Annotated in this window: 15 protein-coding genes; 6 read left to right on the forward strand and 9 right to left on the reverse strand. The window is 46.6% G+C overall.

Annotated elements, in window-relative coordinates; translation table 11 throughout:
• Nucleotides 1–664: 664 nt before the first annotated feature.
• Nucleotides 665–1,615: an integron integrase gene (locus NX722_RS13775; RefSeq protein ID WP_262568497.1), complete on the reverse strand. Its 951-nt coding sequence runs from the start codon at nucleotides 1,613–1,615 to the stop codon at nucleotides 665–667.
• Nucleotides 1,616–1,942: 327 nt separating this feature from the next.
• Between NX722_RS13775 and NX722_RS13780 the strand changes: the two genes are divergently transcribed.
• Nucleotides 1,943–2,404, forward strand: coding sequence for a LysE family translocator (locus tag NX722_RS13780; RefSeq protein WP_262568498.1), 462 nt, complete (start codon nucleotides 1,943–1,945; stop codon nucleotides 2,402–2,404).
• 2 nt (nucleotides 2,405–2,406) lie between these two features.
• Here the strand turns inward: NX722_RS13780 and NX722_RS13785 are convergent, their stop codons facing one another.
• The 4 genes from NX722_RS13785 to ltrA (NX722_RS13800) all read right to left on the reverse strand — a co-directional run bounded on the left by NX722_RS13785 (nucleotide 2,407) and on the right by ltrA (NX722_RS13800) (nucleotide 10,090).
• Nucleotides 2,407–3,399: an IS30 family transposase gene (locus tag NX722_RS13785; protein WP_262563592.1), complete on the reverse strand. Its 993-nt coding sequence runs from the start codon at nucleotides 3,397–3,399 to the stop codon at nucleotides 2,407–2,409.
• A 352-nt stretch (nucleotides 3,400–3,751) separates the two neighbouring features.
• On the reverse strand, nucleotides 3,752–5,014 hold the full coding sequence (gene ltrA, locus NX722_RS13790; RefSeq protein WP_262568499.1) for a group II intron reverse transcriptase/maturase: 1,263 nt from the start codon (nucleotides 5,012–5,014) through the stop codon (nucleotides 3,752–3,754).
• Between the two features lie 1,271 nt (nucleotides 5,015–6,285).
• Nucleotides 6,286–7,548, reverse strand: coding sequence for a group II intron reverse transcriptase/maturase (gene ltrA / locus NX722_RS13795; RefSeq protein WP_262568500.1), 1,263 nt, complete (start codon nucleotides 7,546–7,548; stop codon nucleotides 6,286–6,288).
• A gap of 1,279 nt (nucleotides 7,549–8,827) precedes the next feature.
• A complete protein-coding gene (ltrA, locus tag NX722_RS13800) occupies nucleotides 8,828–10,090 on the reverse strand; it encodes a group II intron reverse transcriptase/maturase (RefSeq protein WP_262568500.1) in 1,263 nt (420 codons plus the stop codon).
• 710 nt (nucleotides 10,091–10,800) lie between these two features.
• Here ltrA (NX722_RS13800) and NX722_RS13805 point away from each other — a divergent pair.
• Nucleotides 10,801–11,364, forward strand: coding sequence for a COG3904 family protein (locus NX722_RS13805; RefSeq protein ID WP_262568501.1), 564 nt, complete (start codon nucleotides 10,801–10,803; stop codon nucleotides 11,362–11,364).
• An 83-nt stretch (nucleotides 11,365–11,447) separates the two neighbouring features.
• Here the strand turns inward: NX722_RS13805 and ltrA (NX722_RS13810) are convergent, their stop codons facing one another.
• Nucleotides 11,448–12,710 (reverse strand): group II intron reverse transcriptase/maturase, encoded by a 1,263-nt coding sequence (gene ltrA / locus NX722_RS13810; protein WP_262568502.1) that lies wholly within the window; start codon nucleotides 12,708–12,710, stop codon nucleotides 11,448–11,450.
• Nucleotides 12,711–13,492: 782 nt separating this feature from the next.
• Here ltrA (NX722_RS13810) and NX722_RS13815 point away from each other — a divergent pair.
• Nucleotides 13,493–14,041, forward strand: coding sequence for a hypothetical protein (locus NX722_RS13815; protein ID WP_262568503.1), 549 nt, complete (start codon nucleotides 13,493–13,495; stop codon nucleotides 14,039–14,041).
• A gap of 70 nt (nucleotides 14,042–14,111) precedes the next feature.
• On the opposite strand, the gene ltrA (NX722_RS13820) is transcribed toward NX722_RS13815, so the two are convergent.
• Nucleotides 14,112–15,374, reverse strand: coding sequence for a group II intron reverse transcriptase/maturase (ltrA, locus tag NX722_RS13820; protein ID WP_262565434.1), 1,263 nt, complete (start codon nucleotides 15,372–15,374; stop codon nucleotides 14,112–14,114).
• Between the two features lie 954 nt (nucleotides 15,375–16,328).
• Nucleotides 16,329–16,760, reverse strand: coding sequence for an IS200/IS605 family transposase (tnpA, locus tag NX722_RS13825; protein WP_262563698.1), 432 nt, complete (start codon nucleotides 16,758–16,760; stop codon nucleotides 16,329–16,331).
• A 153-nt stretch (nucleotides 16,761–16,913) separates the two neighbouring features.
• Between tnpA and NX722_RS13830 the strand changes: the two genes are divergently transcribed.
• Both NX722_RS13830 and NX722_RS13835 read left to right on the forward strand, forming a co-directional pair.
• Entirely contained in the window at nucleotides 16,914–17,429 is a 516-nt protein-coding gene (locus NX722_RS13830; protein WP_265442357.1) for a hypothetical protein, read from the forward strand.
• A 179-nt stretch (nucleotides 17,430–17,608) separates the two neighbouring features.
• The gene (locus NX722_RS13835; RefSeq protein WP_262568505.1) at nucleotides 17,609–19,573 is read left to right on the forward strand and encodes a hypothetical protein; all 1,965 of its coding nucleotides are present in this window, start codon (nucleotides 17,609–17,611) and stop codon (nucleotides 19,571–19,573) included.
• 162 nt (nucleotides 19,574–19,735) lie between these two features.
• Here NX722_RS13835 and NX722_RS13840 read toward each other — a convergent pair whose 3' ends face one another.
• Nucleotides 19,736–20,203 (reverse strand): transposase, encoded by a 468-nt coding sequence (locus NX722_RS13840; RefSeq protein ID WP_322740972.1) that lies wholly within the window; start codon nucleotides 20,201–20,203, stop codon nucleotides 19,736–19,738.
• A 1,398-nt stretch (nucleotides 20,204–21,601) separates the two neighbouring features.
• On the opposite strand from NX722_RS13840, the gene NX722_RS13845 reads away from it, so the two are divergent.
• The gene (locus tag NX722_RS13845; RefSeq protein WP_262568506.1) at nucleotides 21,602–23,332 is read left to right on the forward strand and encodes a hypothetical protein; all 1,731 of its coding nucleotides are present in this window, start codon (nucleotides 21,602–21,604) and stop codon (nucleotides 23,330–23,332) included.
• The last annotated feature ends 329 nt before the right edge of the window (nucleotides 23,333–23,661 follow it).

Here is a 23,661-nt window from a genome sequence, read left to right on the forward strand (position 1 = left end):
TGCGGCGGCGGTGTGGTTTTGAGCTTGATATACGACGATAGATTTGCTGTGTGGCACGGATGCCAATAAGCCTGAAGCCTGTCTCTTGAAAGGCTTTTGATTGAGCGAATGGTCAACCTGATTTCAGGACAAATAGTTCGCTGTAAAAATGGAAGGATAGAATTGAACAGTGAGTCCGGTTTCTGTCATTTGGATAAAAAGCCTGCTTCTGACAACAGTAGTCAGATCATCCGGCTCGGTACACTGAGCAATGAAAATCAAATGATCAGGGAAACCAGCCAAAAGCAGTCAATGAAAGAGTGTCTGAACAATGCCAGGTGTTGAAATACCAAAAGCAGATTGCTTTCGGTGACGGTTTGCCCTGTCAATCGGTAACAGGGTATCAAATGAGTCGCTCGCAGGGAGTCCCAGTTGCCTCACGGCAATATTATGGGTGGGTTTTGTCGAGCCACGTATGCAGCGCACCCATTTCGCTGGTTTCTTCCCGACAAAACACTGAAGTGTGGCAAGTATAGTGAACTTGTTTTGATATAGCTCAGCTTACTGTAAACAAAATATGATAGGATAGTCAGGTTTTAAAATTTAACTGCCACTGTGAGACCGATGTCTGAATAATATCCGACCATTATTTCTGTCTTAGGCGGTAGTGTGGACGAACAAAAAGTTAGCGGTCAACAGGGCTTAAGACCGCTTTACCACCTCGGTTAAGCACATGAGTATATATCATCGTTGTATTAACATTGGCATGACCAAGCAGCTCTTGCACGGTTCTGATATCGTAACCGCTTTCTAATAAATGCGTTGCGAAGCTATGCCGGAATGTATGACAGCTGGCATTTTTGTTGACTCCGGCTTGCCTGACAGCGTTTTTAACAGCCGACTGAATCCCTCTTTCATTAATGTGATGACGCCCCATGTTGCCAGTTCTTGGGTCTTTACTCAGTTGTGTACTGGAAAAAATATATTGCCATGCCAGCTCTTTTGCGGCATTGGGGTATTTTCTTGCAAGCGCATTGGGAAGATGAACAAAGCACACCCCTTCATCCAGTGCTTTACAGTGAAGCTGTCGGGATATCTCGATTTGTTGTTGCAACGATTCAACGGTCACTTTAGGTAACAGAGTCATTCTGTCTTTTCCGCCCTTACCATGGCGTACAGTAATTTCCATACGTCCAAAATCAACATCCTGAACCCTCAGTCGTACAGCCTCTTTGAGCCGGAGGCCAGCCCCGTACATCAATTGAGCAATTAACAGCGGAGTCCCTTTGAGACAAGAGAGTACAGAGCTTGCTTCAGTCGTGGATAGCACAACAGGGAGTTTCTTAGGACGTTTTGCATTGAGCCAGTCAGTGATTGTTATATTGTCGCGTCCCAGTACTTGCTTATATAAAAAGACAAGAGCGCTCAAGGCTTGCTGCTGGGTACTGACTGCGACCTGTTTTTTCATCACTAAATGAGTGAGGAAATCACGAATATTTTCTCCTGTTAAGGAATCGGGATGGCGCATTTTATGAAATTTGATAAACCTCTTGACCCAATCCCAATAGGCACGTTCGGTGGCGAGGGAATAATTGGCAGAACGAATGGCAATCTGAAACCTTTGTTGAAGTCGCATGTAAATTAGCCCTTTTGCTGTATTTTTATACAGTAAAAGTAGTTCGCATAAGCAAAATATACAAGGTTTCACTAACCCATTGTTATCAAAGATATAAAAAGGAGTCTTAACCAGGAAAATGAATTAACCGAAAAATATAAAAATCACAAAACACGAACTGGCAGATAAACCACGAAAGATCAAAAAAATGCTTTACCCCTTGGTAGACTTAGGCTTCTGCTGGTACAGATAAAAAATCTACAGTATGTTATGCGAAATGGTTTCGTGTAAGCGACTGTTAGGTTACTAATACAAACCAACAAGTATGTGAAATAGAGAATTACAAGAATGGAATTTGCTTTAGCTGTTTTACTGTTTGCAGCATCAACAACGGTGACCCCAGGACCAAATAACGTAATGATAATGACCTCTGGGCTGAATCATGGTGTTAAAAAGAGTTTACCTCATTTCATGGGTATTTGTTTTGGGTTTCCTGCAATGGTTGTTGCAGTTGGTTTAGGGTTTGGAATTATTTTTGAAAAATATCCAATGCTGCATGAAATTATAAAAGTTATTGGTGTTCTCTACCTTTTATATTTGGCTTATCTCATTGCGAGCTCTTCACAAAGTTCACTTGAAAGCAATAAATCAAAGCCTTTAACTTTTTTACAAGCTGCTATATTCCAGTGGGTTAATCCCAAAGCATGGATAATGGCAACAGGTGCAATAGCCGCATATACAACATTAAACTCTAGTGTTTATGTTCAGGTTTTATTTATTGCACTATCATTTTTTGTTGTTGCATCCTGAATTCAAGTCATAAGTGCATAACCCATGACTTTTCTTGCATCTATTCCAGTTGACTCTTTAAATGCCTCATAAGGAGTCTTGTAGCCCAGGCACTTTCTTGGCCTGTTGTTCAGCTTATCCACTGCAATGATGACATCTTTTTCTGTCACGCCATTAAGCTCCATCGACTTGGGGAAATACTGCCTTAGCAAACCATTAGCATTCTCATTCTGGCCTCTTTCCCAAGAATGGTAGGGGGCAGCAAAGTAGCTGTCACATTTTAAAGCTTTGGCAATTGATTCATGCTGAACAAACTCCTTTCCATTGTCGTATGTTATTGTCTTTACAAACCTTTTCAGAGGCTTGAGTACGTCAATTATTCCCTGTTTAACCGCTTTTGCCTTCTTGCCTGGTAGAGGGACAGCAAGGCGAAGCTTGGTTTTTCGTTCATCTAATGTAGCGATGGCTCCTTTATGATTTTTACCTATTACAGTATCAGCTTCCCAGTCACCAACTCGCTCTCTGTTGTTGACCACTTCGGGGCGTTCTTCAATGCCAACCCGATTTGGTATACCGGTTCGGTTATGAGCTGAACCGTATCGCTTTCGATAAGTTTTTTTCTGGTGCCTCAAGTGCTTATAGAGCGAGCCTCCGCGCCGTTTATCATCCGCTACAAATTGATAAATCGTCTCATGATGCAGCTTGATTACACCGTCCTTTTCAAGCCTTCCAGCCACTTGTTCAGGACTCCAATCTGAACGGATATCGTTTGAAATACGTTGTTTAATGTCGTCTGTCAGCTTAATAGCTTTTGGCTTATCTTTGTGCCGCTGCCGAGCTGTGCGATTAGCCTGTTGGTGCCTGTACCCTCTTTGCCCTTTATTGCGGTTTACTTCTCGCGACACGGTAGGCTGTGAACGGCCAAGCTTTTTAGCAATTTTGTTTTGTGAAGTCCCATTTTTGAGTTCAGTTTCGATATAATATCTCTCTTCAGAGCTCAGGTGTGTATAGGCCATCCTTGGCTTCCTCTGTATGGTTTGGTTGCTTTACAGAATACCCCTGAGTTCTGATTCACTTCAAAGGTTCTGAAACAATCCTCTGGTTACAGAGGTTATGCACTTATGATACGAATTCAGGCATTTCCAGCAGTGGGTATTTGGCTTGTATTCGGTGCAAACTTAAAAAAGGTACTTAAAAGGCCAGAACACCAACATAGATTTAATGTTTCAATGGCTTTGTTGCTCGTAATATCAGTAGCACCAATAATCTATGAGTTAGCAACAGGAATCGTAACCTAAATCGGGTAGCCGGAGGTCTCTAACCTCCAGCCCCCACATCACCACGGCTTGCGGGTCCGCACCGGGCGATTCACCGAGGGTGGTGAAACCTGATCCACAAGTCTTTCAGGGAAACAAGCCCGAGTTTACTGAGAAAACTGTCGTTTAATGCTAACTGTGCCGCATAGGTTTTGCTTAGCCGGTAATACCCTTTGCTACTGGCTGCAATCGAGGCGGCCTTGATGTGATCAACACCTAACCTGATTAAATTTCTGTAACGGGTTTTCGGCTTTCGCCATTGCTTGATAAAACAACAGCGAATCCGCCGACGTATCCATTGATCCAGTCGTGGTATGGGACTGTAATATTCGGTTATTCTGAAATAACCCATCCAGCCCCGGATATATTCGGCCAGCTTCTTCAAGCGATATTCCATCGATACTCCCCAGCTTCGGCCGGTGAGTTTCAGGATTTTTCGCCTGAAACGGTTCAGACTCTTCTCCGACCAGCGGATTCGCTTCCCTGTGAAGGTAAAACTCAGGAACTCAGCTTCGGTAGCTTTCACCACCTTGCTCTTTGTCGGGTTTATCCTCAGTTTCAGCCTGCGCTCAAGGTAACGGGTGATGCTTTCCATCACTCGCTCCCCGGCTCGCTGGCTGCCAACGAGGATCACAAAGTCATCGCAGTAGCGCGCGAAACAATGCCCCCGGTACTCCAGTTCCTTGTCCAGGTCATCGAGAAGGACATTCGACAGCAGCGGTGAAAGTGGACCGCCTTGTGGCATACCTACCCGGGTTGGGTAGCATTGCCCATCAATCATGACGCCAGCACGAAGGTAGCGGCCAATCAGTTTCAACAGACGCTTGTCGTGAATCTTTCGAGAGACTCTCGACATAAGAACATCGTGGCTGACTGTGTCAAAGAATTTACTCAGATCAACATCAACCGCCTGATGCAGCCCCTGCTTAATGTATCGATTAACCTGTTGTACAGCGTCTTGTGCAGACCTTCCCGGTCTGTAACCGAAGCTGCTGGGAGAGAAGTCAGGATCAAAGATGGGTGATAATACCTGCACAATGGCCTGTTGTATCACTCGATCCATGACTGTCGGGATGCCCAGCAACCGTTCTCCACCATCGGGCTTTTCTATAACAGCCCGAAGGACGGGAGATGGTCTGTAAGTCCCATTGAGTAAGGCTTGGCGCGCTGAAGGCCAGTGCTGACGGGCAAAGTCAGGATAGGCTTTAATGGTGATCCCATCTATTCCGGGAGCCCCTTTGTTACTTCTGACTTGTTTCCATGCTTTCAGCAAATTGGCAGGTTCCAGTGCGCAACTCAGTAGATCGTGGTTCAAAGCTGGTTAAAGATTCTTTCGCCAACTCCAGTGAGTCGCCGGACGGCTGCACTGTGTTGAGGGAATCAGTCTCCTCTTTTCGTCGGTGTTCAGTCCTTCGTTGACGACTTCCAATCGGATTAACGACTTCTGTCGAACAACTACTATGACGTCTGCTGACTTCTGTTCAATCACCACACAGAATTACTTCTGCAGGCGCTATTGGTGGTCATCGGGTTTGCTCGAACAGGGTGATGAACCCTGTCCGCCGAGCCTGTTGTAACCAGTGGCTGAGAACTGGGATTGACCAATCGCATGTTGAACAGACCTCCCCGGATAAGAGCATGAACTTTCAGTACACAACCGCCGCATTTACCGTATCTCTCAAACCAGAGGGCTTTGTGATCCTTGGCTCACTCGCCCACGAGACTCGGCCTTGTATACGATTTCTGTCCGTCGGCTCGCACTTTTGCAGTCAGACTGCCTCCGCACAACCCCTCGTGAGATTGCACTTGCCTTAAGCTAGTGGTTATCATCGGTGGGCTTATTCGGCTCCAGATCCGATGCTGGTTTACCCACAGGGGACTTTCACCCCATAAGTTCATGCCCATGCCGGGCGTACCAAATGGTTGCAGTTCGTTCGCTTCGCTCACCCGACGTGCCTTCGGCACGCGGCTGAACCAGGCGTTAGGTGCCTGAAGTCAAACAAAGGTTTATATCTTAAGGTTCTGTCTGCGCTGAGAGTTTTACTCAGAGCCAATATGCAACTTCTGTTTGTGTTGAGAGTTTTTTGGCTTGGTCTTTCTGGCAGAAATTTCAGATCAACCTTCAGCTTTGGTTCCGTTCCACGGTTGAGTTATTTCAAACTTTCAGCCTTTTGGTTTCGGGGCACCTTGGGACGAATGAATCTCCCTCAGGCTTGGTGAAACTTCAGTGTTTCTGGCGAGTAAGTTTTGGTTCTCATTTAAAGAAACGGGTAACGCCAGTATTAACTTGGTACCTTCTCAGCAAATGCTGATAGTGGGCTCATGTTAACTTGATGGTTTTGGGATCGGTTCCACGGTTGAGCTTCAAAAAGCTCTATGCTTTTTTGTCTCAGAGTTCAAATTCAACTCCTCTGCCTTACTCAGCAGTTTATAGCGGTGAGTCCGCAGCAAACGGCAAGAGGAGTTGTTTCAAGTTGGGTGCCAATAAACAACAATGGAGTTGCAAGGGCACCTAAATCGGGTAGCCGGAGGTCTCTAACCTCCAGCCCCCACATCACCACGGCTTGCGGGTCCGCACCGGGCGATTCACCGAGGGTGGTGAAACCTGATCCACAAGTCTTTCAGGGAAACAAGCCCGAGTTTACTGAGAAAACTGTCGTTTAATGCTAACTGTGCCGCATAGGTTTTGCTTAGCCGGTAATACCCTTTGCTACTGGCTGCAATCGAGGCGGCCTTGATGTGATCAACACCTAACCTGATTAAATTTCTGTAACGGGTTTTCGGCTTTCGCCATTGCTTGATAAAACAACAGCGAATCCGCCGACGTATCCATTGATCCAGTCGTGGTATGGGACTGTAATATTCGGTTATTCTGAAATAACCCATCCAGCCCCGGATATATTCGGCCAGCTTCTTCAAGCGATATTCCATCGATACTCCCCAGCTTCGGCCGGTGAGTTTCAGGATTTTTCGCCTGAAACGGTTCAGACTCTTCTCCGACCAGCGGATTCGCTTCCCTGTGAAGGTAAAACTCAGGAACTCAGCTTCGGTAGCTTTCACCACCTTGCTCTTTGTCGGGTTTATCCTCAGTTTCAGCCTGCGCTCAAGGTAACGGGTGATGCTTTCCATCACTCGCTCCCCGGCTCGCTGGCTGCCAACGAGGATCACAAAGTCATCGCAGTAGCGCGCGAAACAATGCCCCCGGTACTCCAGTTCCTTGTCCAGGTCATCGAGAAGGACATTCGACAGCAGCGGTGAAAGTGGACCGCCTTGTGGCATACCTACCCGGGTTGGGTAGCATTGCCCATCAATCATGACGCCAGCACGAAGGTAGCGGCCAATCAGTTTCAACAGACGCTTGTCGTGAATCTTTCGAGAGACTCTCGACATAAGAACATCGTGGCTGACTGTGTCAAAGAATTTACTCAGATCAACATCAACCGCCTGATGCAGCCCCTGCTTAATGTATCGATTAACCTGTTGTACAGCGTCTTGTGCAGACCTTCCCGGTCTGTAACCAAAGCTGCTGGGAGAGAAGTCAGGATCAAAGATGGGTGATAATACCTGCACAATGGCCTGTTGTATCACTCGATCCATGACTGTCGGGATGCCCAGCAACCGTTCTCCACCATCGGGCTTTTCTATAACAGCCCGAAGGACGGGAGATGGTCTGTAAGTCCCATTGAGTAAGGCTTGGCGCGCTGAAGGCCAGTGCTGACGGGCAAAGTCAGGATAGGCTTCAATGGTGATCCCATCTATTCCGGGAGCCCCTTTGTTGCTTCTGACTTGTTTCCATGCTTTCAGCAAATTGGCAGGTTCCAGTGCGCAACTCAGTAGATCGTGGTTCAAAGCTGGTTAAAGATTCTTTCGCCAACTCCAGTGAGTCGCCGGACGGCTGCACTGTGTTGAGGGAATCAGTCTCCTCTTTTCGTCGGTGTTCAGTCCTTCGTTGACGACTTCCAATCGGATTAACGACTTCTGTCGAACAACTACTATGACGTCTGCTGACTTCTGTTCAATCACCACACAGAATTACTCCTGCTGGCGCTATTGGTGGTCATCGGGTTTGTTCGAACAGGGTGATGAACCCTGTCCGCCGAGCCTGTTGTAACCAGTGGCTGAGAACTGGGATTGACCAATCGCATGTTGAACAGACCTCCCCGGATAAGAGCATGAACTGTCAGTGCACAACCGCCGCATTTACCGTATCTCTCAAACCAGAGGGCTTTGTGATCCTTGGCTCACTCGCCCACGAGACTCGGCCTTGTATACGATTTCTGTCCGTCGGCTCGCACTTTTGCAGTCAGACTGCCTCCGCACAACCCCTCGTGAGATTGCACTTGCCTTAAGCTAGTGGTTATCATCGGTGGGCTTATTCGGCTCCAGATCCGATGCTGGTTTACCCACAGGGGACTTTCACCCCATAAGTTCATGCCCATGCCGGGCGTACCAAATGGTTGCAGTTCGTTCCGGGGCTTCGCCCCTCCACCCGACGTGCCTTCGGCACGCGGCTGAACCAGGCGTTAGGTGCCTGAGGTCAAACAAAGGTTTATATCTTAAGGTTCTCTCTGCGCTGAGAGTTTTACACAGAGCCAATATGCAACTTCTGTTTGTGTTGAGAGTTTTTTGGCTTGGTCTTTCTGGCAGAAATTTCAGATCAACCTTCAGCTTTGGTTCCGTTCCACGGTTGAGTTATTTCAAACTTTCAGCCTTTTGGTTTCGGGGCACCTTGGGACGAATGAATCTCCCTCAGGCTTGGTGAAACTTCAGTGTTTCTGGCGAGTAAGTTTTGGTTCTCATTTAAAGAAACGGGTAACGCCAGTATTAACTTGGTACCTTCTCAGCAAATGCTGATAGTGGGCTCATGTTAACTTGATGGTTTTGGGATCGGCTCCACGGTTGAGCTTCAAAAAGCTCTATACTTTTTTGTCTCAGAGTTTAAATTCAACTCCTCTGCCTTACTCAGCAGTTTATAGCGGTGAGTCCGCAGCAAACGGCAAGAGGAGTTGTTTCAAGTTGGGTGCCAATAAACAACAATGGAGTTGCAAGGGCACCTAAATCGGGTAGCCGGAGGTCTCTAACCTCCAGCCCCCACATCACCACGGCTTGCGGGTCCGCACCGGGCGATTCACCGAGGGTGGTGAAACCTGATCCACAAGTCTTTCAGGGAAACAAGCCCGAGTTTACTGAGAAAACTGTCGTTTAATGCTAACTGTGCCGCATAGGTTTTGCTTAGCCGGTAATACCCTTTGCTACTGGCTGCAATCGAGGCGGCCTTGATGTGATCAACACCTAACCTGATTAAATTTCTGTAACGGGTTTTCGGCTTTCGCCATTGCTTGATAAAACAACAGCGAATCCGCCGACGTATCCATTGATCCAGTCGTGGTATGGGACTGTAATATTCGGTTATTCTGAAATAACCCATCCAGCCCCGGATATATTCGGCCAGCTTCTTCAAGCGATATTCCATCGATACTCCCCAGCTTCGGCCGGTGAGTTTCAGGATTTTTCGCCTGAAACGGTTCAGACTCTTCTCCGACCAGCGGATTCGCTTCCCTGTGAAGGTAAAACTCAGGAACTCAGCTTCGGTAGCTTTCACCACCTTGCTCTTTGTCGGGTTTATCCTCAGTTTCAGCCTGCGCTCAAGGTAACGGGTGATGCTTTCCATCACTCGCTCCCCGGCTCGCTGGCTGCCAACGAGGATCACAAAGTCATCGCAGTAGCGCGCGAAACAATGCCCCCGGTACTCCAGTTCCTTGTCCAGGTCATCGAGAAGGACATTCGACAGCAGCGGTGAAAGTGGACCGCCTTGTGGCATACCTACCCGGGTTGGGTAGCATTGCCCATCAATCATGACGCCAGCACGAAGGTAGCGGCCAATCAGTTTCAACAGACGCTTGTCGTGAATCTTTCGAGAGACTCTCGACATAAGAACATCGTGGCTGACTGTGTCAAAGAATTTACTCAGATCAACATCAACCGCCTGATGCAGCCCCTGCTTAATGTATCGATTAACCTGTTGTACAGCGTCTTGTGCAGACCTTCCCGGTCTGTAACCAAAGCTGCTGGGAGAGAAGTCAGGATCAAAGATGGGTGATAATACCTGCACAATGGCCTGTTGTATCACTCGATCCATGACTGTCGGGATGCCCAGCAACCGTTCTCCACCATCGGGCTTTTCTATAACAGCCCGAAGGACGGGAGATGGTCTGTAAGTCCCATTGAGTAAGGCTTGGCGCGCTGAAGGCCAGTGCTGACGGGCAAAGTCAGGATAGGCTTCAATGGTGATCCCATCTATTCCGGGAGCCCCTTTGTTGCTTCTGACTTGTTTCCATGCTTTCAGCAAATTGGCAGGTTCCAGTGCGCAACTCAGTAGATCGTGGTTCAAAGCTGGTTAAAGATTCTTTCGCCAACTCCAGTGAGTCGCCGGACGGCTGCACTGTGTTGAGGGAATCAGTCTCCTCTTTTCGTCGGTGTTCAGTCCTTCGTTGACGACTTCCAATCGGATTAACGACTTCTGTCGAACAACTACTATGACGTCTGCTGACTTCTGTTCAATCACCACACAGAATTACTCCTGCTGGCGCTATTGGTGGTCATCGGGTTTGTTCGAACAGGGTGATGAACCCTGTCCGCCGAGCCTGTTGTAACCAGTGGCTGAGAACTGGGATTGACCAATCGCATGTTGAACAGACCTCCCCGGATAAGAGCATGAACTGTCAGTGCACAACCGCCGCATTTACCGTATCTCTCAAACCAGAGGGCTTTGTGATCCTTGGCTCACTCGCCCACGAGACTCGGCCTTGTATACGATTTCTGTCCGTCGGCTCGCACTTTTGCAGTCAGACTGCCTCCGCACAACCCCTCGTGAGATTGCACTTGCCTTAAGCTAGTGGTTATCATCGGTGGGCTTATTCGGCTCCAGATCCGATGCTGGTTTACCCACAGGGGACTTTCACCCCATAAGTTCATGCCCATGCCGGGCGTACCAAATGGTTGCAGTTCGTTCGCTTCGCTCACCCGACGTGCCTTCGGCACGCGGCTGAACCAGGCGTTACACGCTCATATTCGTACCACTTACTTAATTCATATTTTCAAATGAAAAAATTAATCATATTCGCTTTATCATTAGCTTTGTTCGGCTGTAATAATCTAAGAGATTACGAACCTGTTACTTTTACAGTCTCTGATGATACTTTAATTATGAATGGTGTCATCGATAGCAATGTAAAATCAAAACTACAAAAAGCTCTTAATGCAAGCCCCAAAATAACATCTATAGTCATGGAAAATGTTGAGGGATCAGTAGATGATGAAGCGAATTTAGAAGCTGCCAGACTTGTTAGAAACCATAAATTAAATACAGTTATCCCAAGCAATGGGCTTGTAGCATCTGGAGGTACTGATTTTTTTCTTTCTGGCACTAATAGAACGGCTCAGAAAGGTGCAAAAATTGGAGTACACTCATGGGCTGGTGAAGGGATTGAAGACCCTGTTAAATTACCAAGAAATCACATTGAGCATCAAAAATATCTGAGATATTACAAAGAAATGGGTATTCCTGATGAGTTCTATTGGTACACTCTAGAGTCTGCACCAAGTAATGACATGCATTGGATGACTTCAAGCGAAATAAAGAAATATAATATCACTACCGAGTAAAATAAACGTGTAAATCGGGTAGCCGGAGGTCTCTAACCTCCAGCCCCCACATCACACCGGCGTGCGGGTCCGCACCGGGCGATTCACCGAAGGTGGTGAAACCTGATCCACAAGTCTTTCAGGGAAACAAGCCCGAGTTTACTGAGAAAACTGTCGTTTAATGCTAACTGTGCCGCATAGGTTTTGCTTAGCCGGTAATACCCTTTGCTACTGGCTGCAATCGAGGCGGCCTTGATGTGATCAACACCTAACCTGATCAAATTTCTGTAACGGGTTTTCGGCTTTCGCCATTGTTTGATAAAACAACAGCGAATCCGCCGACGTATCCATTGATCCAGTCGCGGTATAGGACTGTAATATTCGGTTATCCTGAAATAACCCATCCAGCCCCGGATATATTCGGCCAGCTTCTTCAAGCGATATTCCATCGATACTCCCCAGCTTCGGCTGGTGAGTTTCAGGATTTTTCGCCTGAAGCGGTTCAGACTCTTCTCCGACCAGCGGATTCGCTTCCCTGTGAAGGTAAAACTCAGGAACTCAGCTTCGGTAGCTTTCACCACCTTGCTCTTTGTCGGGTTTATCCTCAGTTTCAGCTTGCGCTCAAGGTAACGTGTGATGCTTTCCATCACTCGCTCCCCGGCTCGCTGGCTGCCAACGAGGATCACAAAGTCATCGCAGTAGCGTGCGAAGCAATGCCCCCGGTACTCCAGTTCCTTGTCCAGGTCATCGAGAAGGACATTCGACAGCAGCGGTGAAAGTGGACCGCCTTGTGGCATACCTACCCGGGTTGGGTAGCATTGCCCATCAACCATGACGCCAGCACGAAGGTAGCGGCCAATCAGCTTCAACAGACGCTTGTCGTGAATCTTTCGAGAGACTCTCGACATAAGAACATCATGGCTGACCGTATCAAAGAATTTACTCAGATCAACATCAACCGCCTGATGCAGCCCCTGCTTAATGTATCGATTAACCTGTTGTACAGCGTCTTGTGCAGACCTTCCCGGTCTGTAACCGAAGCTGCTGGGAGAGAAGTCAGGATCAAAGATGGGTGATAATACCTGCACAATGGCCTGTTGTATCACTCGATCCATGACTGTCGGGATGCCCAGCAACCGTTCTCCACCATCGGGCTTTTCTATAACAGCCCGAAGGACGGGAGATGGTCTGTAAGTCCCATTGAGTAAGGCTTGGCGCGCTGAAGGCCAGTGCTGACGGGCAAAGTCAGGATAGGCTTTAATGGTGATCCCATCTATTCCGGGAGCCCCTTTGTTACTTCTGACTTGTTTCCATGCTTTCAGCAAATTGGCAGGTTCCAGTGCGCAACTCAGTAGATCGTGGTTCAAAGCTGGTTAAAGATTCTTTCGCCAACTCCAGTGAGTCGCCGGACGGCTGCACTGTGTTGAGGGAATCAGTCTCCTCTTTTCGTCGGTGTTCAGTCCTTCGTTGACGACTTCCAATCGGATTAACGACTTCTGTCGAACAACTACTATGACGTCTGCTGACTTCTGTTCAATCACCACACAGAATTACTTCTGCAGGCGCTATTGGTGGTCATCGGGTTTGCTCGAACAGGGTGATGAACCCTGTCCGCCGAGCCTGTTGTAACCAGTGGCTGAGAACTGGGATTGACCAATCGCATGTTGAACAGACCTCCCCGGATAAGAGCATGAACTTTCAGTACACAACCGCCGCATTTACCGTATCTCTCAAACCAGAGGGCTTTGTGATCCTTGGCTCACTCGCCCACGAGACTCGGCCTTGTATACGATTTCTGTCCGTCGGCTCGCACTTTTGCAGTCAGACTGCCTCCGCACAACCCCTCGTGAGATTGCACTTGCCTTAAGCTAGTGGTTATCATCGGTGGGCTTATTCGGCTCCAGATCCGATGCTGGTTTACCCACAGGGGACTTTCACCCCATAAGTTCATGCCCATGCCGGGCGTACCAAGCCCATCCATGCGACCGCCTTCGGCGGCGCATGATGGGGGCGTTATGCCTCAGCAGCTCTCATCATCTTGTTCCTATATTTGGCAGGATTTTTATTGCCTGATTCTCGGAGAGGCTTGGAGAGCAAGAGTTTGAGCTGTAAGATACAAGCCCAAAGATCACTACAGCAGTATGGGCTTATGGAAATTTTAAATGAAGTTCAAGTAAGGGACATAATTTCCCAAGGAAGATCGGCATCAGAGAATATTATTACAACGATGCTTGATGAAATTGAAGCTGATTATCCAACTATCTACCGTTTCATCTATGGTGAACCATCCGATGATATTGCAACTATTAACAAAGACATGGCAAACCTCTATCTCGATTTATCATGTGATGTGATATGGTTCTATGTCAAATCCTATGGGAATCCTCCTAAACTAAAGAGTGAAGAAGAATGGACTCTAGGTCAGTTATCATTAATTGATGCTGAGTTAAAATCCCTTAAAAACGAAATATCAATAAATAAAAAGATTAAAAATAATCTACAAGAAAGATTTATTAAACGAAGTCTTGAGGCAAACATTCAACTTGAATTAATGCAATACCTTCAAAATGAAGTTGCTAAATATGCATCATTTAAGAAAGCTCGATCAGCAGCCTCTCAAGTAACAAACAATTATCTATTTATATTGGTAAGGTTATTGGGTGATTTATATTCTAGCGAAACTCGAAAAGAGGCATAAATCGGGTAGCCGGAGGTCTCTAACCTCCAGCCCCCACATCACACCGGCGTGCGGGTCCGCACCGGGCGATTCACCGAGGGTGGTGAAACCTGATCCACAAGTCTTTCAGGGAAACAAGCCCGAGTTTACTGAGAAAACTGTCGTTTAATGCTAACTGTGCCGCATAGGTTTTGCTTAGCCGGTAATACCCTTTGCTACTGGCTGCAATCGAGGCGGCCTTGATGTGATCAACACCTAACCTGATCAAATTTCTGTAACGGGTTTTCGGCTTTCGCCATTGTTTGATAAAACAACAGCGAATCCGCCGACGTATCCATTGATCCAGTCGCGGTATAGGACTGTAATATTCGGTTATCCTGAAATAACCCATCCAGCCCCGGATATATTCGGCCAGCTTCTTCAAGCGATATTCCATCGATACTCCCCAGCTTCGGCTGGTGAGTTTCAGGATTTTTCGCCTGAAGCGGTTCAGACTCTTCTCCGACCAGCGGATTCGCTTCCCTGTGAAGGTAAAACTCAGGAACTCAGCTTCGGTAGCTTTCACCACCTTGCTCTTTGTCGGGTTTATCCTCAGTTTCAGCTTGCGCTCAAGGTAACGTGTGATGCTTTCCATCACTCGCTCCCCGGCTCGCTGGCTGCCAACGAGGATCACAAAGTCATCGCAGTAGCGTGCGAAGCAATGCCCCCGGTACTCCAGTTCCTTGTCCAGGTCATCGAGAAGGACATTCGACAGCAGCGGTGAAAGTGGACCGCCTTGTGGCATACCTACCCGGGTTGGGTAGCATTGCCCATCAACCATGACGCCAGCACGAAGGTAGCGGCCAATCAGCTTCAACAGACGCTTGTCGTGAATCTTTCGAGAGACTCTCGACATAAGAACATCATGGCTGACCGTATCAAAGAATTTACTCAGATCAACATCAACCGCCTGATGCAGCCCCTGCTTAATGTATCGATTAACCTGTTGTACAGCGTCTTGTGCAGACCTTCCCGGTCTGTAACCGAAGCTGCTGGGAGAGAAGTCAGGATCAAAGATGGGTGATAATACCTGCACAATGGCCTGTTGTATCACTCGATCCATGACTGTCGGGATGCCCAGCAACCGTTCTCCACCATCGGGCTTTTCTATAACAGCCCGAAGGACGGGAGATGGTCTGTAAGTCCCATTGAGTAAGGCTTGGCGCGCTGAAGGCCAGTGCTGACGGGCAAAGTCAGGATAGGCTTTAATGGTGATCCCATCTATTCCGGGAGCCCCTTTGTTACTTCTGACTTGTTTCCATGCTTTCAGCAAATTGGCAGGTTCCAGTGCGCAACTCAGTAGATCGTGGTTCAAAGCTGGTTAAAGATTCTTTCGCCAACTCCAGTGAGTCGCCGGACGGCTGCACTGTGTTGAGGGAATCAGTCTCCTCTTTTCGTCGGTGTTCAGTCCTTCGTTGACGACTTCCAATCGGATTAACGACTTCTGTCGAACAACTACTATGACGTCTGCTGACTTCTGTTCAATCACCACACAGAATTACTTCTGCAGGCGCTATTGGTGGTCATCGGGTTTGCTCGAACAGGGTGATGAACCCTGTCCGCCGAGCCTGTTGTAACCAGTGGCTGAGAACTGGGATTGACCAATCGCATGTTGAACAGACCTCCCCGGATAAGAGCATGAACTTTCAGTACACAACCGCCGCATTTACCGTATCTCTCAAACCAGAGGGCTTTGTGATCCTTGGCTCACTCGCCCACGAGACTCGGCCTTGTATACGATTTCTGTCCGTCGGCTCGCACTTTTGCAGTCAGACTGCCTCCGCACAACCCCTCGTGAGATTGCACTTGCCTTAAGCTAGTGGTTATCATCGGTGGGCTTATTCGGCTCCAGATCCGATGCTGGTTTACCCACAGGGGACTTTCACCCCATAAGTTCATGCCCATGCCGGGCGTACCAAATCGTTCAAGTTCGGTCGCTGCGCTCCCCCGACTGCCTTCGGCAGCGGCTTAACTCAAGCGTTATGTCGCCTTAGCGAGTATCCAGTTATTTTTTACACCCAATGCCCAGCTATAGGTGTAGAAACAGCAGAGAATAAAGATTCCCCATTGTTCAGCCTGATAGGCTGAGTAAAACCAGAATGGCTGACCAGCAAGCCCAAACAGGCAAGCGTATCGTTTCCATGTCTCTTTGCTTTGCTGTGTCAGCCAGATCGCTGTAACACCAGTGAAAGCAGTTAACTGACCTCCGGCATAGCCGGAGGCTTATCAGATTACGCCCTCTAAGGGCTTTTATTGCGCCCAAGGGCGCTTACCAGTCAAGATCATACTGATCTCTATTTCCATCATTCTTTTCTTGATCTCGGATATATGCCCGAACCACTTCTTCATCAAGTCCTACTGTTGAGACAAAGTAACCTCTTGCCCAAAAATGCTCTCCGTTAAAGTTACGCTGCTTGCCTTTGAAATTTTTCGCAATCTCTATTGCACACTTTCCTTTCAGATATCCAACGACATGAGATACCGGATATTTGGGTGGAATACTGATGCACATGTGAACATGATCAGACATCAAATGCCCTTCGAGAATTTTGCAGCCTTTCCTTCTGGCAAGCTCATGAAATATTTCTCCGAGAAACTTTCTCAAATTCCCATAGATTACCTTTCGTCTTCTCTTTGGGATAAAGACAATATGGTACTTACAATCCCAACGCGTATGAGCCAAACTCTTGTAGTCTCTCATTGGTTTTACCTTCAATTTTCTTGGTCGGAAACTGAAGGTTAGCTACTGTCGCTACGGTTAAACCTATGAGAGTCTCCCCGGCATAGCCGGGGGTTTATCAGTGTTAATTATGCCTGGTTTGGATGCCGGAAGCATTGACGTGTGTATCTTGACTTGCCTACGGATTTTGAGCAGTTACGGTTTTCACTCGGACAATGGTTCAGAATACGTGAATTACAATGTAGCAAAATTACTCGACAACCTTCGTATAAAATTCACGAAATCAAGATCAAGAAAAAAAACGACAATGCTCTTGTTGAGTGTAAAAATGGTGCGGTGATCAGAAAGATTATTGGTTATGCCCACATTCCACAAGAATATACGACGGAGGTAAACGAATTCAACAGAAAATATCTGACACCATACCTCAATTATCACAGACCCTGCTTCTTTGCTGAAACTGTCATAGACAAGAAAGGCAAAGAGAGAAAAAAATATTGTTATGAAAATATGATGACGCCGTACGAAAAGTTCAAATCGCTGGCCAGAAGTGAACAATACCTCAAGAAAGGAATCACTCTTGAAGATTTACAAGCACAGGCTGATTCCATGAGCGATAATGAGGCGGCAGAACGACTACAGTCTGGCAGAGAAACACTTTTTAAAACTGTTTTTGAACGAAAGGCCTGAAAGCACTGGCTGGCACCTCTTTCAGGCTCACTTTAGGATTGGAAAATACTGATGGGGTATTTTGCTCTTCTACCTCTCTTAGCAGTCTTTCAGTGCATTATTGACTAATTTTCAAAGAGAGCAGGTATCCCCCCCTTTATTAGAAATCACAGGTATTACAGAACGAGAAGGTTGTAGCGATGTCCCTTATTGTATGTAAACAAGTAACTGTACGGCTTGCTTTCTTTTTACTCTTATCGGTTGCGACTGACTGGACTTTTGCTCAGAACATTACAACTACAGCCATTAGCACAGTGACGATGGCATCGACCCTATCCAGTCTGATAGTGGCTGCTAAACACAATCTCGCCTTATGCGATACGAAAGTGGATTCAAATGACCGAAGCACCTGCCGGAGCATTATGAAAAAGCTACCAGCCTCCGCCCAAAGATATAAGGGTGTAAAAGTTTACAAAGAAAAGTGGTGGACCAGTGCATACATAACAGCTGATACTCCTGACACGGTCCATATAATTGATGGCGATCTGACACTGGGAGGCTCCATAATAGTCACTGCGGATAATGTGGTCATTATTGGCTCTGATAATCCGCAACTCAAACTATCCAGTACAATATTGCTAGGTCTTCACAGTATTATTTATTCGACAGGCAATAACTTACTTGTCGAAGGGTTACAAATTGACCCAAAAGGCCTTCTTCTTCATCACCTGAATCATGTGGTGAATCACTTTATACAGATAAAAGAAGGTAGCGCTTCAATCAATAAAGTCAGCATGCTCAGTGCAGAAACCGCCGACAAATCGATTATTCTGGCTGAAGGCGAAGTAAGTGCAGACAACACATCCTCTCTGGCGCTTACGGATGTTGAAATCAGGGAGAATGATGAAGATGTTCACAGTTATGCGGTAAAAACATCAGGTATTAACCGGGTAAGCCTGAAGAGAGTCAAAACTCATAACTTCATTTCGGGCTGCGCATTATTTTCATTTGAAAATGCTCGTTCAATAAAACTGACTTCTATCCAGTCAGTCATTGACAATCAGAAAGCGTCAAATGCATCAGGTATTTTAGCGATTTACACCCAACCTTCGTCTGACTTAGAGCTTGACTTTGAAAATGTCAGCTTCTTTTACAAAGTTACAAAACAACAGTCGCCCGTTATTATTGCCACAAAAGACGCCATCAGCGGGCAACTGTCGCTGGCAGGCGAAAATTCATTTGATCCTTTTGCAATTCGTTACCCAACCGGGCTGACAATCTTTACCAAACCTTGGGAAGAACCAACAGGGCTTACCAGTACAGAAAGCACAATAGCCAGCACCACTACAATCACTGCCGCTCCCTCTGTTCCTGAGTACTGGTGGTCAGATTTACCAGATTGCGCCAGTAGCCCCTATCAGGAATACCCAAACTTAACCAACAGTACTGAGTGGCTAAGCATTCCAAACAGTACTGTAACCCAATGGCCAGTTACTGCTACGTCTCATCTGTCAAAGACTTCCAACGTAGACGCAAAGACACCAACGACTTCCATAACCTTAGCGTTAAGCCCTAAAACAACAGCTAGCTCAACGCTAACAACAGAGCCTTCATCAGTACTAAGCCCCAGCACAATAAAACCATCTTTTATCGTACACTCATCCCCTTATCAAACGACCAGAAATTCAACTCCAACATTACAACTATCCCCTGATAAACATACAACGACTGTCAGAAATACGCCGTCTGCAATGCCATTTACCACTAAAAACAGCTCTGCACCGGTTTTATCAACTCGCCATGATGTTAACAAAGGCCTGACGACACGCTCACCAAATGAGACTGACAACACACTCTCAGAAATGTCCAGTTCAGACAAATCGAAAGCAGGGAGTTTAACGTCAGCACTGAACTCGAAATATTCGAGCTTCATTGCTTTGTTAGTTGTTCCCATCTATGCAGTACCTGCAATAGGTTGCTTTAAATATAAAAACATGAAGTCCTGCGCAACTCTTAATCTTCTTGTGCTCAACACGCTGAAGTGCACACAATATCCAAAGTACATGTCAATCATGTTTGATCAACCAGGCAGTTGTTTGACTGATATTGAATTGGGTAGTAATCAATTCTATGACTCTAAAGATCAACTGATTCCAGAGTCGTAGTTCTGGATAAGACAAAGACTGCTTGCTTATTTTATGGGACACCCGTATGAACCAACGTTCAACGGATGCCCCATAATAATGGCTTTTTAATTTGATTCAGGTATTTTCTACTCATTCGTTAACTTCTGAGTAACTCCTTCGGGACTAGCTATTTGCATAGAGTCAAGATGGTGAGGCTGTTTCAATTTCGACCAGTTTGTAACCCATGTCTTCAGCGCGCTTTCTCATGTTTTTAATGACTCGGTCACGGTATTGCTCCTCGTAGTAATCCTGACCTCTATCTACGTACTCTGAGCCGTTTTTCAGCATGCTGTAAATCAGCCGGGCAAGTTTATGTGCAGTCGCTGTAATCGCTTTTGGTGCCCCCAGCTTACTTCTCATTCGACGATAATAGGCTCCCAGCGCACTTTTCGAACTCACCAGAGTCAGTGCAGCCATACGCAGAGCTGAAGCGGCCCGGTTAGGGATTCTTTTGGTCTTGCTGCTCAGAACTTTGCCTCCTGATATCTTGTTTCCCGGGCTCAGTCCCAGCCAGGAACAAAAGTGCTTCACCGTCGGCCAGCGACTCATGTCTGTACCAATTTCAGAAACTACCTTCAGGGCGGTATTTTCCTCTATTCCCTCATCGATGTCAGGTCTACTCCTGTCACCCGGTAAAGGTGAGTTCTTACATCAAAAGCAGGGGCACTGGCTGATTTGCGTTTTGCAGGCAGAGAGATTCTCTCGGACTTATCATCAAACTGGTTCAACTGGTCTTCCAATGCCTTGTGACAATCTTCAATTTGCTTTTCGTAAAAATCATAAAGCTCAACAGACTGCTTTAAGGCAAATAGGTGTTCTGCCCGGTAATGCCCATGCAGTGACTTAGCAATGACTTGGGTGAAAGTTTCATATTGACTCTCTTTTCAGGGTCTGCAGCCCAATAAGTATGCAGTAGCAACAAATTTTCCTTGCCCAGCAAGGGTAACGGCCAAACACCGCTATGATGTTTACTGATAAAACGACACCATATTAGTGAGATGCCGCCCCGATGGAAGTATGTCAGCCACTGACTGAAGTCGCCAATTCTTCCTGCCATGCAATTCAGCAGCTTGATCATAAACTGGCAGCTCTACGTCAACAGCATACTTTTTGGGCTGCAGACCCTGAAAAGAGAGTCAATATGAGACTTTCACCCTAACAGGTTTGCCTCACTACCCGGGAACTTAATGAGGATTCAGAAGTCAAAAGAACCTCTTAGTTCGAATAATTTAAAAGGAATTTCACATGGAACCAAGTCCACTAAACAAAAATACGCCCTCACTATCCGGCGGATTCACTCTCCAGGCACAGAGCGTCAATGAGCAAAGCCGTGTCGCTCCCCGTTCTGACAGTAGCTCGCCTTATATTCCAGCTGGCACATCGGCTGAATTCGATTTACCGGGCAAACAACTTAAGCAGAGACATTCTCAGCATGCCTGTAACCACAGTGAACAGCCAGTCTATAACCAGAATAAAGAGCTACTCAGACTGGCGTTATTATCAAATCACCCCGCCACACAGGCTGCTATTAAAGCATGTGAAACAGAGGCCGCCGCCTTTCGTGGAAAGGGTTCCAAATACAGATTCACCGCCTCTACTGAAGCAGAGCAACTGCGGGGTTTAAAACAAAAACTTAACCACTTGCAGTCCGAAACACCGGTTCCGGAAGTCAATTATTGTCACGCTTACGACCCGAATCGGAATTCATTTGGCACACCTGTTGATTATAAGTTAACTATAAATGGTGAGAAACAGACCTTAACGGATCAACAGCGATTAAGGCTCGCCAATGATGTCTTGCTGGATGAGATTTCAGATCAGTTAAAAAGCATTTCCAAATCGAGCCAGGCCAGCAAATGGAAAGGCGATCTGGAACGAAGCGATATCGTACTGCAAGTAGAGGTTCAGGATAGCTGTGTTGATGACCGTTGGATTCTACCTATACATTCAGTCAACCCGAACCGAAAGAGCAATCAGATAGTCTCTGATAAGAAAAGCACCACTCCAGTGAAAACGGTTGAGCAAAAAGAAAAAGAACTGATAGATAAGTTAGAAAGAACAATTCCTGGCTCAGTCCCTGTGCTTCAGGATGCATTAAGACAGGATGTTCTCAATCCAATTTACCTTTTTATTGCTGATGAACTTGGTATTACTCCAAAACCATCATCACAGGTTTATTCTGTCGAAGTGACCGCAATTAATCAGGATGAATTCAAAGTAGAAAGTAAAGCCAGATTTACTCGGTACACAAAACCCGGTGTGAACAAAAGTAACGAAGGTGAAACGACGATTCACGTACAGTCTCATTTCAAACGAGACAATGGGGCGTTCGTTCCTTCCTGGTTGTCGACCGATATTCAACTTAACGGGATAAAAGCCAAGCATTTGAAAACTCAACCAAAAATGAAGCGTGCTAAAAGTGCCGATGCCTTAAGGGAAGTAAAAGGCAACCTTATCTCATCTTTATCTCCGCAAAGGCCGGCTTCCACTGTCATGGCAGATTCCCTTCTTCGCTGGAATGAGGGTATATTCTGTGGTGCCACTTCCCTAAATGGTTCTAAGGCCACACGACCAGCTAGTCACTTTTTTCCGTTTACTCCCGTGGAGCGTCAAATATCCCAGCAAAGAGGTGCCACACAAAAGCTGACACTTACACAGGTTGATGGCCAGCTCTACGCAACCAATATGCCTCAGACTGAATTAGAGCAGCGAATACAGGAAAAAACGACCATAAGAGACTATAAAAAAAGTCTGCATGAGGCCCAAAAGGTTTGGGACAGTCCACCCAGGGCGAGTTCAATGTCGATCCCACACCCCCTTAACCAGACTTCCGCTCAACTGAGTAAACTGATCACCAACAGGCCAACACCTGATTTTTTTGAACAGAATAAAAAGGGTATTATAGCCAGCACACCGGGCACTATAACTACCATGAAACAAGCGGATCTGGCTTATAAAAATCTTTGGTTGAATAAAGCAAATGAATTAAGTCAAGGCAGTTCTGACCATGCATACCATTTAGTTATCCATTCATTACCCAGCCTAACCTTGCAGGGAGAAAAAGTCGCCCAGTTTGTAGAGTTGTCTTCAAAATTGAAAATAATGAGCAATGCCATGGTGAAGCTTTCTGAAGAGGCTAGGGAAGCCAAAGAGGTTTTTTCCAGAAAAGCAATAAACCAGAAGCAACTTCTGGGCTGGCTTCTCAAGATTAAAACCGAATCATCAGAACAGCTTAAAAAGCTGCGCGGCTCAGGGTGCGAATTCAGCACACTATGCGAGCAGTATGGTTTCTATAAAAACCAAAGCCCTGTTGATGGCTATCAAAACGCTGCTCAATACCTTGAAGAGCAGAAAAAACGGGTCATTCTGGAAGAAAAGAAGCTGATGGCTGCCGTCATGATTGCGACTATTGAGTCAAAAGATACCGTTCCGGGTTCTGACACTCTTCCCGGTTATGATGATTATGCTAAATTCATCAACGACATGGCAGTTTATGATAAAAATGGATCTGCCACCCCACTGGTTTCTCATATGCTGGGCAACTCCAAACGTTTCAATGGTTATAAACTCTTTGATAACGAAGGCAACTTCAGATTACCAGAACAGCTGGTTAAAGAGGTGGAAGCACAGGCAATAGAAAAGCTGGTTAAAGAGGTGGAAGCACAGGCAATAGAAAAGCTAGCTATGTACGAGACAAAAAATCCAGAAGCTAAAATTTGCAAGGGCTGGAGGGTATGAGCTGGCGCTCCATGTAGGGAAACCGGTTCCGTTGCAAACAGGTATTGATTTCTGGAGGTGCTACCCTGTAGTCAGTCATTGCAGTTTAGTGCATCGTGAAAACCCACGTCCTATGGACGTGGTCATGAATGGTTGGCTCCGCCTGCCATGAACTACCCATGCTACTCCTTATCTCTGAGTTGTCCCCACAACTACTAGAGATAGGAAGTAGCATGAGTAGATTTCTAGTTGTGTCTGGAGGCTATGTACGGGACAAAACCCCGGAAAGCCAAGCACAGCAATGGTTTGAGAGGGTGAGCTGACACTCCAGTCCGGCTACAGTATCCTGT

This window comes from Endozoicomonas gorgoniicola (assembly GCF_025562715.2).
GTDB classification, from domain to species: Bacteria; Pseudomonadota; Gammaproteobacteria; order Pseudomonadales; family Endozoicomonadaceae; genus Endozoicomonas_A; species Endozoicomonas_A gorgoniicola.